The following is a 16,175-nucleotide window of genomic DNA, read 5'->3' as shown; positions in this document are numbered from 1 at the left end:
TCTTCCCGTATTTTATTGCCGCATAGGTAATAATTTCCAGAACAAAGCATGTCGCTTGCGACATGCTCGCGCCGAGCGCGGTTGCAGAATGCAACATTTTCATCTCGCGCGAGTGCGCATCCTTAGCGGAGCGTTTTTTGTTTAATAGGAAATGCAGAGCAATTTCCTATTAAACAAAAAAGTTTGGCAACAAAATCTGTTGCCAAACTTATCTTACACATCAATTTCTATTTCACCTTCAAACACCGAAGTTGCCGGTCCTGTCATATAAACATGTCCGTCTTCTTCATTCCAGTGCACATGTACTTCACCGCCGATTACCTGAATGGTAACTTCGCGATCCGTATAACCGTTTAAGATACAAGCCACCGCTGTCGCACAGCATCCCGTTCCGCAGCACAGCGTTTCTCCTGTTCCACGTTCCCACACACGCATACGCACATGACTACGATCAAGTACCTCAACAAATTCTGCATTAACACGATTGGGAAATAAATCCAGATTTTCCACTGTAGGACCATACTCAAGTACCTGATCGGGATTGGTAAAAAGTACAACATGTGGATTTCCCATCGACACCGCTGTCATATGGAACTCTTGGTCCTTTACCGTAACCGTCTCATCGATAAAACGTTCCTGATTCGATGCTACAGGAATGTCTTTCGGCACCAGAATCGGCTCTCCCATATCGACTTTGATTTGGTCCACCTGACCTTCTTTTAAAAAGAGCTGAATGTACTTAATCTTGCCCATACTTTCGACAGAAAATTCTGTAGAATCTACCATATCATGATCATAGACATAGCGTGATACGCATCGCATTCCATTTCCACACATCTCACCGCGACTTCCGTCAGCGTTGTACATCTCCATTTCAAAATCGGCTATTTCAGAAGGGTTAATGAAGATCAGTCCATCCGCACCGATTCCCATATGACGATCTGACAGTTTCACGGCCAGCCGACTTTTTAATTCCGGTGTAAAAGAATACTCAGCTCCGTTTACGTAGATATAGTCATTACCACATCCATGCATTTTTTCAAATTTCATTTTCATAACCTATTCACCACGTCTTTCTAGCATCCCAGATTCGAATAGCCCATCATGGATTCATCCACGGCACGCGCAACTTCTCTGCCTTCTGCAATGGCCCATACCACAAGCGACTGGCCTCTTCTGACATCACCGGCTGCAAATACGTTATTTACACTGGTTTCGTAGCCATCAGCCTTTGTCTCAATATTAGTTCTCGCATTTTTTGCCACGCCAAACTGATCGGTAACATAAGCTTCACTTCCAAGAAATCCGGCTGCAATTAAAACTAAATCTGCCTTTAATTCTTCTTCTGTGCCTTCTACCGGAACCATGTTCATGCGTCCTGTCTTCTTATCAAGCTTACTTTCAAGCTTTGTCGTCTTGATTCCTTTTAAATTACCTTTTTTATCCTTCAGATATTCCGTAACCGTTGTCTGGAACACTCGCGGGTCTGCACCATAACAAAAAGCTGCTTCTTCCTGGCCATAATCGGTCTTTAACACCTTCGGCCATTCCGGCCATGGATTGTTATCTGCTCTTTGGGCCGGTGCAGCCGGCATCATCTCAAGCTGCGTTACTTTGGCAGCACCAAGTCTTACGCTGGTACCAACACAGTCATTACCGGTATCACCGCCACCGATGACAATCACATGCTTTCCTTTTAAACTTCCAAACGAAAAGTCCTTTGCCTTTAATATTTTATCCGAATCATAGTCCTGATCCATCAGTTTTTTGCTAACTTCAGACAAGAAATCAACCGCGAAGTAAATGCCTTTCGCATCACGTCCGGGAGCAGCAATATCTCTTGGGTTGGATGCGCCGCAGCATAAGATTACACGATCATTTTCCGCCATAATCTCCTTTGCCGTAATGTCTACACCGACATTGACATTGCACTTAAAGATTACGCCGGCTTCTTCCATAAGCTGCACGCGTCTGTCAATCATTCGCTTGTCCAACTTCATGTTTGGAATTCCATAACGAAGAAGTCCGCCCGGTCTGTCACTTCTTTCATAAACGGTTACCATATGGCCACGACGGTTTAACAGCTGCGCAGCGGCAAGTCCCGAAGGACCACTTCCAATGATTGCCACACGCTTTCCTGTGCGAAGCTTAGGAGCTTCTTCCGTAACCAGTTTCTGTTCAAACGCATAATCAATGATAGCTGCTTCATTTTCCTTTGTCGGAACCGGCTCTCCTGTGCAATTTCCCTGCGTACATGCCGCTTCACATAAAGCCGGACACACTCTGGAAGTAAATTCCGGGAAGCTATGTGTCTTACTAAGACGCAGGTATGCCTGCTCATAGTTACCCATGCTGACAAGTTCGTTCGTCTCCGGTACTAAGTTATGAAGCGGACAACCGGACGCCATACCGGAAATCATCATTCCGGCTTGGCAAAACGGCACACCACACTCCATACATCTAGAGGCATCACAGCTTTGCTGTTCATAAGATGCCGTCAGATGAAATTCGTCAAAATTCTTGATTCGTTCTTCTACATTTACAATATTACTCATCTTATCTACCTCCCTTACGCGTATTTCTCAAGGCTTGCATAAAAGGCCTCAATCTGTGCTTTTTCCGTACTCATTCCCTGCTCCATAAAGTCAGCAGTCATCTGGATCATCTTCTTATAATCTGCAGGAATGATTTTCTTAAACTTCGGAAGGTAATTCTCAAAATCATCGAGGATTTCTTTTGCCTTAGTAGAATTCGTATATTTATAATGATTTTCGAGCATCGTTTTAAGTTCATCTTTATCGTTCTTATTCTCGAATTTCTCCATGAGTACCATTTCCTTATTCAGGTTACGATACAGATGATTGTCTTCATCGAGTACATAAGCGACACCACCGCTCATACCTGCGGCAAAGTTTTTCCCGGTTTTTCCAAGGATTACGGCAAGCCCACCTGTCATGTATTCGCATCCGTGCTCACCAACGCCTTCTACAACTGTCTTCACACCGGAATTACGAACGCAGAAACGCTCTCCTGCCATACCGGCAATATAAGCTTCTCCGCTGGTTGCGCCGTATAACGCAACATTTCCGACAATAATATTATTCTCTGCATCATAAGCCGCTTCTTTTGGTGCCTTTAAGATGAGTTTACCGCCGGATAAGCCTTTACCAAAGTAATCGTTACTGTCTCCGGTGAGATTTAAAGTAAGACCGGACGGAATAAATGCACCAAAGCTTTGTCCACCGGCGCCCTTACAGTTAATCGTAATCGTATCGTCGCTTAAGCCTTCTGCATGATTTCTTGTAATCTCAGCTCCAATCAGCGTACCAAATGCTCTGTCGATATTCGTAAGTTCTACTTCAACCGTCTTTTCTTTTCCGTTCTTAATAGCACTCATAAAGGATTTATCCTGATCCATCAGCATCTGGTCTTTCTTAGATGACAATTCAAAGTCATATAACGATTTTTCATTCTGGTTACATGGCTCATATGCCTGATGATCGATAATCTTACTAAGGTCAATCTGTGATTCAATGCCATCTGTGTACTCTTTTTTGCAGATCAAATCGGTACGACCGACCAGTTCATCTACCGTCTTTACACCAAGACGTGCCATATATTCACGTAATTCTTCGGCAACAAAGAGCATGAAATTCTCCACGTATTCCGGCTTACCTGCAAATTTCTTACGAAGCTCAGGATTTTGTGTTGCCACACCATATGGGCAGGTATCCTGATTACAAAGACGCATCATAACACATCCGATTGTTACAAGCGGAGCCGTTGCAAATCCAAATTCTTCCGCACCAAGGATTGCAGCAATTGCCACATCTCTTCCGCTCATCAGCTTACCGTCAGTTTCGATGGTAACCTTTCCGCGAAGTCCATTTTGCAGTAAGGTCTGATGTGTTTCTGCAAGTCCAAGTTCCCATGGAAGTCCTGCGTTATGAATCGAACTTAAAGGGGCTGCTCCTGTTCCACCGTCATAACCGGAAATCAAGATACATCCTGCTCCTGCTTTCGCAACGCCGGCTGCAATCGTACCTACACCTGTCTCGGATACAAGCTTTACAGAAATTCTGGCCTCCTTATTCGCATTTTTCAAATCATAAATAAGCTGTGCCAAATCCTCAATCGAATAAATATCATGATGAGGTGGTGGTGATATGAGACTTACTCCCGGCGTAGAATGTCTTGTCTTGGCAACCCAAGGATAGACCTTCTTTCCCGGAAGATGACCACCTTCACCCGGCTTTGCTCCTTGTGCGAGCTTGATTTGTATTTCCTGTGCGCTAATCAGATATTTGCTGGTAACTCCGAATCGTCCACTGGCTACCTGTTTGATTGCAGAACTTCGATCATTCTTGCTTCCGGCGCTGGCAAGACGTTCATCGCTTTCTCCACCCTCTCCGGAATTGCTCTTTCCATGAAGATGATTCATCGCAATCGCAAGTGTTTCATGTGCTTCCTCGGAAATAGAACCATAGGACATTGCTCCTGTCTTAAATCGCTTTACGATTTCACTAGCAGGTTCTACTTCCTCTATACTGATTCCCTTTTCCGGATATCGAAACTCCATCAAACTTCTTAGATAGCCGGACTGCTCACTGTCTACCATCTTCGTATATTCTTTAAATTTCTCATAACTTCCTTCTCTTGTTGAAAGTTGAAGCATATGAATGGTCTGCGGATTATAACGATGAAGCTCTCCATTTGAACGAAGCTTATGACGTCCAACCGAAGCGATTGTAAGATCCGTAGAAAGTCCAAGCGGATCAAATGCTCTTGAATGCTGTCTGTCAACGGTTGCTGCAAGGTTCTCTAATTTGATACCACCAATTCTAGATACTGTACCCGGAAAATATTTATCAATAAGGCTTTGATCAATTCCAACTGCCTCAAAGATTCTACTTCCCTGGTATGACTGAATCGTGGAAATTCCCATCTTAGATGCAATCTTTACAATACCTGACAGGATTGCTTTATCATAATCCGATACCGCTGCATAATAATCCTTGTCCAATAGTTTTTCTTCAATCAATTGCTTAATTGATGCATGTGCCAGATATGGATTCACTGCACTTGCACCATAACCAAGCAATGTTGCAAAATGATGCACACCTCTTGGCTCTGCCGTTTCTAAAATCAGTGACATCGCCATACATTTCTTAGTCTTAACAAGGTAGTTATGTACTGCTGCAACACACAAAAGAGATGGAATTGCCACGTGATTTTCATCGACACCGCGATCTGACAACACCAAAATATTGGCGCCATTTTTGTATGCACGATCCACTTCCACGAACAAATGCTCAATTGCTCTGTCAAGCGGCGTACTCTTGTAATAGAGCATGGAAATCTTCTCAACTTTAAGTCCCGGCTTATCAAGATGTGTAATCTTCATCATATCAAGATCGGACAGAATCGGATTTTGTATCTTGAGAACATGGCAGTTCTCCGGTTTTTCAGCAAGTAGATTACCATTTTTACCAACATATACAGTAGTTGCTGTTACAATCTTTTCCCTGACTGCATCAATTGGCGGATTCGTAACCTGCGCAAATAACTGCTTGAAATAATAAAACAGTGGCTGATTTTCCTTTGAAAGAACGGCAAGTGGCGTATCCACGCCCATTGCCCCTATACTTTCACTACCATTTAATGCCATCTTGCAAATCTGATCTCTATAATCTTCATAGGTATAGCCAAATGCTTTTTCCAGTCTTTGCAATTCCTCTTTGGAATAAGAGACAACCTGCTCATTCGGCAGCTTTAAATCCTTAAGGGAATACAAATTGGCATCTAACCATTCACCGTATGGATTACTTCTTGCATAACGATCTTTTAATTCTGTATCATCAATTAATTTTCCTTGTTTCGTATCTACAAGCAGCATCTTTCCCGGATGCAAACGTTCCTTTCGAAGAATGTGACGTTCATCTAAGTCTAGTACGCCAACCTCAGATGATAGGATCAATCTTCCATCATCCATCAGATAATATCTTGATGGTCGAAGACCGTTTCTATCAAGAATGGCTCCCATCACGTCTCCATCTGAAAACATAATGGCGGCAGGACCATCCCATGGTTCCATCATTGTCGCATAATACTGATAGAAATCTCTTTCTTCCTGTGAAATCGTATCATTATTCTCCCAAGGCTCCGGAATCAAAATCATCGCAGCAAGCGCCGGATCCATTCCGCCCATAATCATAAATTCCAGTGCGTTGTCAAGCATTGCCGAATCAGAACCTTCTGCTGAAATAATCGGAAGAACCTTAGAGAGATCTTCATCTGAGAAAATACTCATCTCAAGAGTCTCTTCTCTTGCGCACATCTTGTCTACATTTCCCTTTATGGTATTAATCTCACCATTATGAACAATGAATCTGTTCGGATGAGCACGAAGCCAGCTTGGCTGTGTATTTGTTGAAAACCTTGAATGCACAAGCGCTATTGCCGATACATAATCTTCGTCCTGCAGATCGGCAAAGAACGTACGGAGCTGACTTACCAAAAACATCCCCTTATATACAATTGTTCTAGACGACAACGAAGGTACATAGGTACTTTCATTACTTTGTTCAAATACGCGTCTTACGATGTATAATCTTCTGTCAAAATCGAGATCTGTCTTTACATCTGCCGGTCGTTTGATAAATGCCTGATAGATATCCGGACAGCTTTCAAGTGCCTTTGGTCCAAGTACTGTTTCATAGGTCGTAACCTTTCTCCATCCAAGAAATTCAAGATTTTCTTTTTGTACAATAATCTCAAACATCTTCATCGCCTGACGACGCTTCATTTCATTTTGTGGAAAGAAAAACATACCGATTCCATATTCTCTTTCCCCACCAATCGCTATGCCTTCTTTGGTACAGACCTTTTTGAAAAACTTATGCGGAATTTGTGTTAAAATTCCTACACCATCTCCGGTCTTTCCTTCCGCATCTTTACCTGCTCTATGCTCCAGGTTTTCCACGATACTTAATGCATCCGCAACTACACTATGACTTTTCTTTCCATATATATTTGTAACTGCTCCAATCCCGCAGTTATCATGCTCAAAACTTTGATCGTATAACGTATTCTTTATCTGTTGGTTCATACTTGTTTCTCCTTTCGATCCAGAGCAGCATTTACGAGCCCTGCAAATAATGGGTGTGGTGCATCCGGTCTTGATTTGAATTCCGGATGTGCCTGAATACCGACATAAAAAGGATGGTCTTTAAGTTCAATCATCTCGACAATTCGATTATCCGGTGATACTCCGGCTAAAACCATGCCATTTTGTTCTAAGACCTCTCTGTAATCATTGTTTACTTCGTATCTGTGACGATGTCTTTCTGAAATTTTTTCCTGCTCGTATAGGGACCGAATCAGGGTTCCATCTTTTAATTTACATGGATATGCTCCAAGTCTTAATGTTCCTCCAATATCTTCAATATCCTCCTGTCCCGGAAGAAAATTGATGATTGGATGAGATGTATTTTCATCAAATTCTATACTGGAAGCCTCTTTAAGCCCGCATACATTTCTTGCAAATTCAATAATTGCAAGCTGCATTCCCAGGCAGATTCCAAGGTATGGCACCTTGTTTTTGCGAGCATACTCTGCCGCCAAAATCTTTCCTTCAATACCGCGGATTCCAAATCCTCCCGGCACCAATATACCATCAACATCATGCAAATATTCTTCCAGATTATCCGGTGTCAGTTCTTCCGAATCAATCCATCTGATTTCCACAGATGCATGATTTGCAATGCCTCCATGACTAAGTGCTTCTGCAACACTAAGATAAGCATCGTGAAGCTCTACATATTTTCCAACCAGACCTATTTCTACATGGCTCTTCGGATTTTGAAATACTTCAACCATCTTGGTCCACTCTTTAAGATCCGGCTCTGGACAATCAATTTTCAAACATTCACATACTGCCTGTGCAAGATGTTCTTTTTCCATCATAAGTGGGACTTCGTATAATGATTTTGCATCTAGATTCTGTAAGATATGTTCTTTTTTGACATTACAAAACAGAGCAATCTTCTCCCGCATATGATCGTCCACCGGATAATCGGAACGACACACCAAGATGTCCGGCCAGATTCCCATACTTTGAAGGCTCTTAACACTCATCTGTGTCGGTTTTGTCTTCATCTCTCCGGATGCCTTCAGATACGGAATCAGGGTTACGTGAACCAGGATTGCATTTTCCCGTCCCACTTCTGCCTGAAACTGTCTGATTGACTCCAAAAACGGCTGACTTTCGATATCTCCGACGGTTCCTCCGATTTCAATAATCGAAATCGTATCCGGATCGCCAGGCTGCTCTTTGTGAATTCTGTCTTTAATTTCATTTGTAATATGCGGAATAACCTGCACAGTTCCTCCGCCATAGTCTCCGTGACGTTCTTTATTCAAAACAGACCAGTAAACCTTGCCGGTTGTCACATTGGAATTCTTATTCAGATTTTCGTTGATAAATCTTTCATAATGTCCAAGATCAAGATCTGTTTCTGTGCCGTCATCAGTTACGAACACTTCTCCGTGCTGAATCGGATTCATCGTGCCCGGATCCATATTAATATACGGATCAAACTTTTGCATGGTTACATGGTAACCTCTTGCTTTTAACAATCTTCCTAGCGACGCTGCTGTAATTCCTTTTCCAAGGCCGGATACAACACCGCCTGTAATAAATACATATTTAACCATCTGTTTCCCCTTCCAGTAATAAAAAAAGAAGCCAATCAGCTCACTGCCGATTGACTCCATCGCCAATACAAAAATCATTTTGTATAAAAAAAGCGACAAAACGGCCGTAAACTTCGACTCCTTTGTCGCTTTAACTATCTTAAACTGAATTAGATGCAATGTCAACGATTATTTCTTCTTTCAATTGATACCAGCCATCGGTTCACATCCTCCAAAAGGCAGCTACCATAACTGCAACATAGATATTCATATGTAAAAACCTTTGCATGCTTATTGAACTCCCACTAACGTATCACTAGGTAATTCCATTAGAAAATCCTCATTTTCAAGTAGTTCTTCTGCTGAAGTTGCATTCATTGCCATCTCAATCAATTCTTCATTTAGTTGTTCATCTTTGTAAATATCAAAAAACATATCTAACTCACAATATGTCTCACTTGTTTCTGTATACCAATCAGGACAATCATCTTCATCAAGTAGCGCACTATAGACACTCTCATATTCCATTAATGAATCTTTAGAAAACTCTTCCAATCCATAGTATTCTTGCAACTGATTTAAGATTTTTGCACAATCTTCCTTTATATTATCAATCGCCTCATCCTGCTGCTCAAAGATGGGGTAAAGCATAAGCGCCTTTTCATTTGCCACAATTGCCTGTGTAACAGAAATATCCCCTAACTTTTCTTCTAATTGTTCATATTCATAATCTGCATTTCCAATCACCGTAAGATCCTTATTTTCCAATACGTCATCCACCGAAGCAACCGTCACATCCGACTCTTCATTCGAACTTAATACCGTTGCATTTATTTGTTCTATCTTATAATTCTGACAACCGGTCACCCCACAGATTCCAATTACAATCATAGATATAATAATAAAAATTTTTTTCATAATAGATGTCTCCTCTTACACCAAAAGTATTAATACACTTTCCATTATACTGCACCAAGACTTCATAAATGTATGAATGTCATAATTTCTAAGAAAATTGACATTTTTTTCCTGCTAATTAGCTAAAAAAACATCCTCTTATACAAAGCAAATCAAAAGCCTTGTATAAAGAGGATGTTCTTCCCTCTATTCAATTATTTAGTCGTTAATTTGTGCATGCCATTCCTGAAGTGACATAATATCGTCATCTCCCTGTTCCTTGACATACTTAATTCCTTCTGCTGCCGCTTTTGCTCCTGTCATCGTTGTAATATATGGAACACGTGCCTTAATCGCAGTCTTACGAAGATAACTGTCATCATGTACAGCATCTTTTCCGCTTGGTGTATTGACAATAAAATCAATCTCACCATTTGTTATCATATCCATAATATTCGGTCTTCCTTCATAAAGTTTTTTCACTTTTTCACAAGGAACACCTTCTTTTTGAATCAAATCACAAGTCTCACCTGTTGCAAGAATCTTAAATCCGGTCTCATACAGCAATCTTGCAACTTCCGGTGCTTCCGGTTTATCCTTCTTGTTCACCGAAATCAAAGCAACTCCTTCTAACGGAAGCTCTGCCTTGGCACCCTCTTGTGCCTTAAAATACGCTTCTCCATTTGTCTTGGAAATGCCAAGGACTTCACCTGTCGATCGCATCTCTGGTCCCAAAATCGGATCCACTTCCGGAAACATATTAAATGGGAATACCGCTTCTTTCACCCCATAATAAGGAATCTTACGATCTCCTAAATTCTTAACAGGTGAAGGTCTTCCGGTCAATTCAGAGGTAATAATATCTACTGCAAGTGGTACCATACGAATACCACATACCTTTGATACAAGCGGAACTGTTCGAGAAGCTCTCGGATTCGCTTCAATCACATATACTTTATCATTTTCAATTGCATATTGCATATTCATAAGACCAACTACATGCATCTCTTCTGCAATCTTTCTCGTATATTCCTTAATCGTCTCAAGATTCTTCTCAGAAATATGCTTGGACGGAATGATACATGCAGAGTCGCCGGAATGAATTCCCGCAAGTTCAATATGCTCCATAACCGCCGGTACATAAGCCGTCGTTCCATCAGAGATGGCATCCGCTTCACATTCCATCGCATGATTTAAGAACCGGTCAATCAAGATTGGACGATCCGGTGTTACACCGATGGCTGCAGCCATATAGTCTCTTAAACTCTCATCATCATAAACGACTTCCATGCCTCGTCCACCCAGAACAAAGGATGGTCGCACCATAACCGGATATCCAATCTTATGAGCCGTATCCAAAGCTTCTTCTACGGTTGTTGCCATACCCGCTTCCGGCATCGGAATCTCAAGCTTATCCATCATGGCACGGAACAAATCGCGATCTTCCGCAAGTGCAATTACTTCCGGTGAAGTTCCAAGAATTTTGACACCATTCGCTTTCAAGCTTTCAGCAAGATTAAGTGGTGTCTGTCCACCAAATTGCGCAATTACACCAACCGGCTGCTCCTTTTCATAGATACTAAGTACATCTTCTAAAGTCAATGGCTCAAAATATAGTTTATCGGAAGTATCATAATCTGTTGAAACGGTCTCCGGATTACAGTTAACAATGATGGTTTCAAATCCAAGTTTCTTTAATGACTGCGCCGCATGTACACAACAATAGTCAAATTCTATACCCTGTCCGATTCGATTCGGGCCTCCGCCGAGAATCATAATTTTTTGCTTTCCGTTATTCACCGGATTGTTGTCCGGTGCATTATAAGTTGAATAATAGTAAGAACTGTCCGGTGTTCCACTTACGTGAACGCCGTCCCATGTCTCGCTTACACCAAGAGCTTTTCTCTTATTGCGAATCTCATCTTCAGAAATCTCTAGAATCTGTGCAAGGTATTTATCAGAGAATCCGTCTTTTTTCGCCTGAATCAGCACTTCATCCGCCGGCACATCTCCTTTATGTTGGAGCAGCTCTTCTTCTTCGTCTACCAGTTCTTTCATCTGTTCAATGAAATACTTCTTAACCTTTGTAATCTCAAAAATCTCATCTACGGTTGCACCTTTTCGAAGTGCTTCATACATCTGAAAATGTCTTTCACTTGAAGGTGTAATCAGCGCCTTAAGCAGCTCATCTTTCGTCATCTCATGAAAATTCTTAACAAATCCCAAACCATAACGATCTTTTTCTAAGGAACGAATTGCCTTTTGAAATGCTTCTTTATAATTCTTACCGATACTCATAACTTCGCCGACTGCTCTCATCTGAGTACCAAGCTTGTCTTCTACGCCTTTAAACTTCTCAAAAGCCCATCTTGCAAATTTAACAACAACGTAATCTCCATCCGGCACATATTTATCAAGTGTTCCATACTTTCCACATGGCAGCTCTGCAAGTGTCAGTCCGGTTGCAAGTTTTGCAGATACCAGTGCAATTGGAAATCCGGTTGCTTTAGAAGCAAGTGCAGAAGAACGTGACGTTCTTGGATTAATTTCAATCACAACCACACGTCCGGACACCGGATCATGTGCGAATTGCACATTGGTGCCTCCGATAACTCCGATATGCTCTACGATTTTATAAGCCTGACGTTGCAATTCCTGCGCAAGCTCATCATCGATTGTCAAAAATGGAGCTGTACAAAAAGAATCTCCGGTATGCATTCCAACCGGATCTACATTTTCAATAAAACAGATGGTTATCATGTTATTATCCTTGTCGCGGACAACTTCCAATTCTAACTCTTCCCATCCGAGAATCGACTCTTCTACAAGCACCTGTCCAATCAGACTCGCTTGAAGTCCTCTTTGGCAAACGGTCTTTAATTCTTCTTTGTTATATACAAGACCACCGCCTGCTCCACCCATGGTATAAGCCGGTCTTAACACCACCGGATATCCAAGTTCATCTGCTATCTCAAGTGCTTCTTCCACACTATATGCAACCTCGCTTCGTGCCATCTCAACACCGAGTTTATTCATGGTATCCTTGAATTCAATTCGATCTTCACCACGCTCTATCGCATCTACCTGAACTCCAATTACCTTCACAGCATATTTATCCAGGATTCCTTCCTTGTACAATTCCGAACAAAGATTTAATCCAGACTGACCACCAAGATTTGGTAATAATGCATCCGGACGTTCCTTGGCAATAATTTGTTCTAACCGTTTCACATTCAAAGGTTCAATATATGTAATATCCGCCATCTCCGGATCCGTCATAATTGTCGCCGGATTAGAATTAACCAGCACAATCTCATAGCCTAGACTTTTTAGTGCTTTACACGCTTGAGTTCCGGAATAATCAAACTCACATGCCTGACCGATTACAATCGGTCCTGAACCAATAATCAATATCTTCTTAATATCTGTTCTTTGTGACATAAAATAAATTCTCCATTATCTGAAATTTTTCTTATAAAATTATACCATATATGATAATAATTGAAATGTATTTTCACAGGTGCATAAAAGCCGCCCGGTCATTTTTACCGCGCGGCTTTTCTTTCCATCCATTTCTCCATCTATGGCCTTAATTCAACTTCTATCATATCTCCTTTTTGTGGAGGTCTTTGCCCTTCCCAGGTTGGCATCAGATAATACGCATCGGCACCTTCTGCTTCCACCGCTCCCGGTCTCATTGTCTTGGTCGGATAAGCCTCTATCACGCCATCTTCACCCTGTCTTAAAATCAGTTGTTTGACAGAATAAAATTCACCGCCTTCCATCGGCCTATCCTCTCCTTTTGCTTTTGCACTGTCACCTGCTGGTTTTTGATGTTTCTTCATACCACCAAGCTCTTGTCCTAATCTTACCTTGATTTTAGAAAGCATTGGATTCTTTCCAAAATAGACCATCATTGCCGGATACAGATAATAATCTGTGGTAAATGCGGCTCCGGCTGGCGGACCTGAAATACCCACTACCGGTGTTTCATCCAAGATTCCAAATGAGCTGTGATGGCCCGGTCCATGGTTCGTCTGATGATAAAAGATGGTACCTTCTTCTTCTAGCATCTCGATTCCCCAATCATCATTTCCCTTAGAAGATCCGGCATTCAAAACTATAATGTCGGCTCTAGCTGCTGCATCATGAAGCGCTTTCTTTAATGCTTCTTTTGTATCCGGTACAATGTCGGCAACCATTGGTTCTCCGCCCCACTGCTCAATCTTAGCGGCAATCATATAGGAATTGCTTTCAATATTTTTTCCTTTTGGAATCTCGCCTCCCACCGGCACCAGTTCATTACCGGTCGGCATAAATAATACCTTTGGCTTTTTTACGACCTGCACATGAGTATGATTACCGCTTACAATATGCGCTGCAATAAGCGGCGTAATTTTGGTCCCTTTTTCCACTAACAGATCGCCCTTTTTCATCTTGCTTCCCGCCGCAGAGGTTCCTGCATACTTTCCGGATGGAAGCGCATCGAATGAAATCTTAGTATCATTTTCCGAAAATACAACATGCTCAACAACGATTGCCGTATCAAATCCTTGTGGCATTGCAACGCCGGTATTGGCAAATTCCCACTGCTTGCCGCGCACCCAATCAGACGTATCCGGCATCCCATGTTCAAAATCCGCCCAATGCACCGCCACAGAATCCATCCTGCAAGTCAGCGTATTGGGATTATCCCAGTTTGCACAGACATCCTGTGCAAGAATTCTTCCAATTGCTTCTTGTATAGGTACTGACTCACTTTCTGGCGTGAATCTACAATTTTCTGTAATAATTCGCACTGCTTCTTGTTTATTCACCTGTCGGTGATTCGAATGATCTCTCATAAATAACCCCTCCGATTCCTATTTTTCCAGTCGCATCAAATATTAATCTATCACATATTCTTGCAATTCTCAACAATACCAAACAAAACCGTACTTATTTTCTTTTTCTATCCCATTCGCTGACTTTTTTTGAAATTTCACGAAGTTCTTCTTGGGAAAGCTGATCAAGATGCTGCAAATCATCAACAAATTCTGCAATGCTCTCATTTCTCCTTAGCCGAATTGCCTCAATATAATAATTGGTAATCACCGCCGTAATCAGCGCAATAATAACAATGGAGTATGCGGACAACACAACGGTTAATACTCTTCCGATTGCTGTCTGTGCCACAAAATCTCCAAGACCGATTGTGGTAACCACAGAAAAACAAAACCACAACGAATCTCCATATGTATCCATATCTGCCTCTAGCAAATACAACACAAATGCAAGCAAGAAAAACACAATCAAAAATACAACAAATATCTTAACTACACCCGTATTTTTTAAAACCTGTCTGATAATCTTCTTTCTTCTTTTCATACAAATACCAGTTCTCTCATCCTATTAAATGCTTCCACTTCCAGCGCATGTGGCAGTGCCAGATTCAAGCGAATGTGACACGCTCCCCCAAACAATCTTCCATCTTCCCAGCCAATTCCAACTTCCCATCCGTCACAAATGACCTGATCTAAGGTTTTGCCTGAACCTATACAATACTCTGTACAATCTAGAAACAGCATATAAGTTCCTTGCGGCATCTTAGTCTTAACACCCTTTAGATTCATTTGAACAAAATCATACGCATACCGGCAATTCTCTTCTAAAACCTCCAGCAATTCTTGTCGCCACTTCTCTCCTTCTGTTGAATATGCGCCAATCAAAGCATGCATACTCATAACATTCATCTCATTATACGAAAGAGATGCTTCATAACGCCTAAGCTGATTTCTCAATGTTTCATTATAAATCACATGATAACTTCCTATCAGTCCGGCCATGTTAAAGGTCTTACTTGGTGCATAGCCCGCAATTACATGTTCTTTTGCCCATGCATTAACACTCTGGGTTGGGATGTGACGACTCCCTTTATATATAATATCTGCCCAGATTTCATCCGATATGACATAACAATCATTCTTCTCAAACACCTGCATAGCTTGTTCGAGCTCTTCCTTCGTCCATACTCGTCCTGTCGGATTATGCGGAGAACACAAAATTGCCAGATGAATGTTATGCTCCTTTATCTTACGGTCCATATCCTTATAGTCCATCCGATAAATTCCCGCCTCATCCTGGTAAAGCTGTGAACACACACACTTTCGTTGTTTATGCTTAATATCTCCCAAAAACGCAACATAATATGGTGAATGAAGCAAAATTGCATCCCCTTTTTTCGAAAATGCCTCAATCACTGAGTTGATAAGCCCATGCATTCCATTTTCATAACCAATTTCCAAAGCACTAAGATCCGCAATCCCATACCGGCTTTTATGCCACTTTATAATAGCTTCATAATATTCTTTAGATGCCTCAAAATAACCAAAAGTGGGATGCTCAAGCCTTCTTTTCATTGCCGAAACAACCGAGGGAGCTGTGGCAAAGCACATATCGGCCACCCACATCGGAATAAATTCATAACCATCCTTTGGAGGTTTTGGCTCAATGCCCCACTTATTTTTCCCGACCCCATCATAAGCAATCGCATCATGTCCTTTTCGTTCTAAAATTGTTGTAAAATCATACTTCATTCGAATCAT

General features: G+C 41.6%; 9 protein-coding genes. All 9 read right to left on the bottom strand.

Annotation, left to right across the window (positions count from 1 at the left end; translation table 11 throughout):
- Nucleotides 1–213 precede the first annotated feature (213 nt).
- On the bottom strand, nucleotides 214–1,056 hold the full coding sequence (gene dapF, locus BLS20_RS08290) for a diaminopimelate epimerase (RefSeq protein WP_479723610.1): 843 nt from the start codon (nucleotides 1,054–1,056) through the stop codon (nucleotides 214–216).
- A 20-nt stretch (nucleotides 1,057–1,076) separates the two neighbouring features.
- Complete coding sequence (locus BLS20_RS08285; RefSeq protein WP_090173899.1) at nucleotides 1,077–2,555, bottom strand: glutamate synthase subunit beta; 1,479 nt, start codon at nucleotides 2,553–2,555, stop codon at nucleotides 1,077–1,079.
- A 14-nt stretch (nucleotides 2,556–2,569) separates the two neighbouring features.
- Nucleotides 2,570–7,108, bottom strand: coding sequence for a glutamate synthase large subunit (gltB, locus tag BLS20_RS08280; protein ID WP_090173898.1), 4,539 nt, complete (start codon nucleotides 7,106–7,108; stop codon nucleotides 2,570–2,572).
- Nucleotides 7,105–8,715 (bottom strand): CTP synthase, encoded by a 1,611-nt coding sequence (locus BLS20_RS08275; RefSeq protein ID WP_090173921.1) that lies wholly within the window; start codon nucleotides 8,713–8,715, stop codon nucleotides 7,105–7,107. Before BLS20_RS08275 ends, gltB begins: the two co-directional genes overlap by 4 nt.
- A 270-nt stretch (nucleotides 8,716–8,985) precedes the next feature.
- Nucleotides 8,986–9,612 carry a hypothetical protein gene (locus BLS20_RS08270; RefSeq protein WP_090173897.1) on the bottom strand — a complete coding sequence of 209 codons (627 nt, stop codon included), beginning with the start codon at nucleotides 9,610–9,612 and terminating at the stop codon, nucleotides 8,986–8,988.
- Nucleotides 9,613–9,810: 198 nt separating this feature from the next.
- On the bottom strand, nucleotides 9,811–13,032 hold the full coding sequence (gene carB, locus BLS20_RS08265) for a carbamoyl-phosphate synthase large subunit (protein WP_090173896.1): 3,222 nt from the start codon (nucleotides 13,030–13,032) through the stop codon (nucleotides 9,811–9,813).
- Nucleotides 13,033–13,172: 140 nt separating this feature from the next.
- Nucleotides 13,173–14,435: a molybdopterin molybdotransferase MoeA gene (locus tag BLS20_RS08260; RefSeq protein WP_090173895.1), complete on the bottom strand. Its 1,263-nt coding sequence runs from the start codon at nucleotides 14,433–14,435 to the stop codon at nucleotides 13,173–13,175.
- Nucleotides 14,436–14,529: 94 nt separating this feature from the next.
- Entirely contained in the window at nucleotides 14,530–14,958 is a 429-nt protein-coding gene (locus BLS20_RS08255) for a potassium channel family protein (RefSeq protein ID WP_090173894.1), read from the bottom strand.
- Complete coding sequence (locus tag BLS20_RS08250; RefSeq protein ID WP_090173893.1) at nucleotides 14,955–16,166, bottom strand: MalY/PatB family protein; 1,212 nt, start codon at nucleotides 16,164–16,166, stop codon at nucleotides 14,955–14,957. Before BLS20_RS08250 ends, BLS20_RS08255 begins: the two co-directional genes overlap by 4 nt.
- Nucleotides 16,167–16,175: the final 9 nt, after the last annotated feature.

Origin of the sequence: Eubacterium oxidoreducens (assembly GCF_900104415.1) — a bacterium.
Classification (GTDB): Bacteria; Bacillota; Clostridia; order Lachnospirales; family Lachnospiraceae; genus Eubacterium_C; species Eubacterium_C oxidoreducens.
The sequence above is the reverse complement of the archived record's forward strand: the minus strand, read 5'-3'. Positions and strand labels throughout refer to the sequence as shown.

What these genes read in the sequence shown, in the direction of transcription:
- BLS20_RS08275 (WP_090173921.1), bottom strand. Translation starts at nt 8,715, where the DNA reads ATGGTTAAATATGTATTTATTACAGGCGGTGTTGTATCCGGCCTTGGA.
- dapF (WP_479723610.1), bottom strand. Translation starts at nt 1,056, where the DNA reads ATGAAAATGAAATTTGAAAAAATGCATGGATGTGGTAATGACTATATC.
- BLS20_RS08260 (WP_090173895.1), bottom strand. Translation starts at nt 14,435, where the DNA reads ATGAGAGATCATTCGAATCACCGACAGGTGAATAAACAAGAAGCAGTG.
- carB (WP_090173896.1), bottom strand. Translation starts at nt 13,032, where the DNA reads ATGTCACAAAGAACAGATATTAAGAAGATATTGATTATTGGTTCAGGA.
- BLS20_RS08270 (WP_090173897.1), bottom strand. Translation starts at nt 9,612, where the DNA reads ATGAAAAAAATTTTTATTATTATATCTATGATTGTAATTGGAATCTGT.
- BLS20_RS08285 (WP_090173899.1), bottom strand. Translation starts at nt 2,555, where the DNA reads ATGAGTAATATTGTAAATGTAGAAGAACGAATCAAGAATTTTGACGAA.
- gltB (WP_090173898.1), bottom strand. Translation starts at nt 7,108, where the DNA reads ATGAACCAACAGATAAAGAATACGTTATACGATCAAAGTTTTGAGCAT.
- BLS20_RS08250 (WP_090173893.1), bottom strand. Translation starts at nt 16,166, where the DNA reads ATGAAGTATGATTTTACAACAATTTTAGAACGAAAAGGACATGATGCG.
- BLS20_RS08255 (WP_090173894.1), bottom strand. Translation starts at nt 14,958, where the DNA reads ATGAAAAGAAGAAAGAAGATTATCAGACAGGTTTTAAAAAATACGGGT.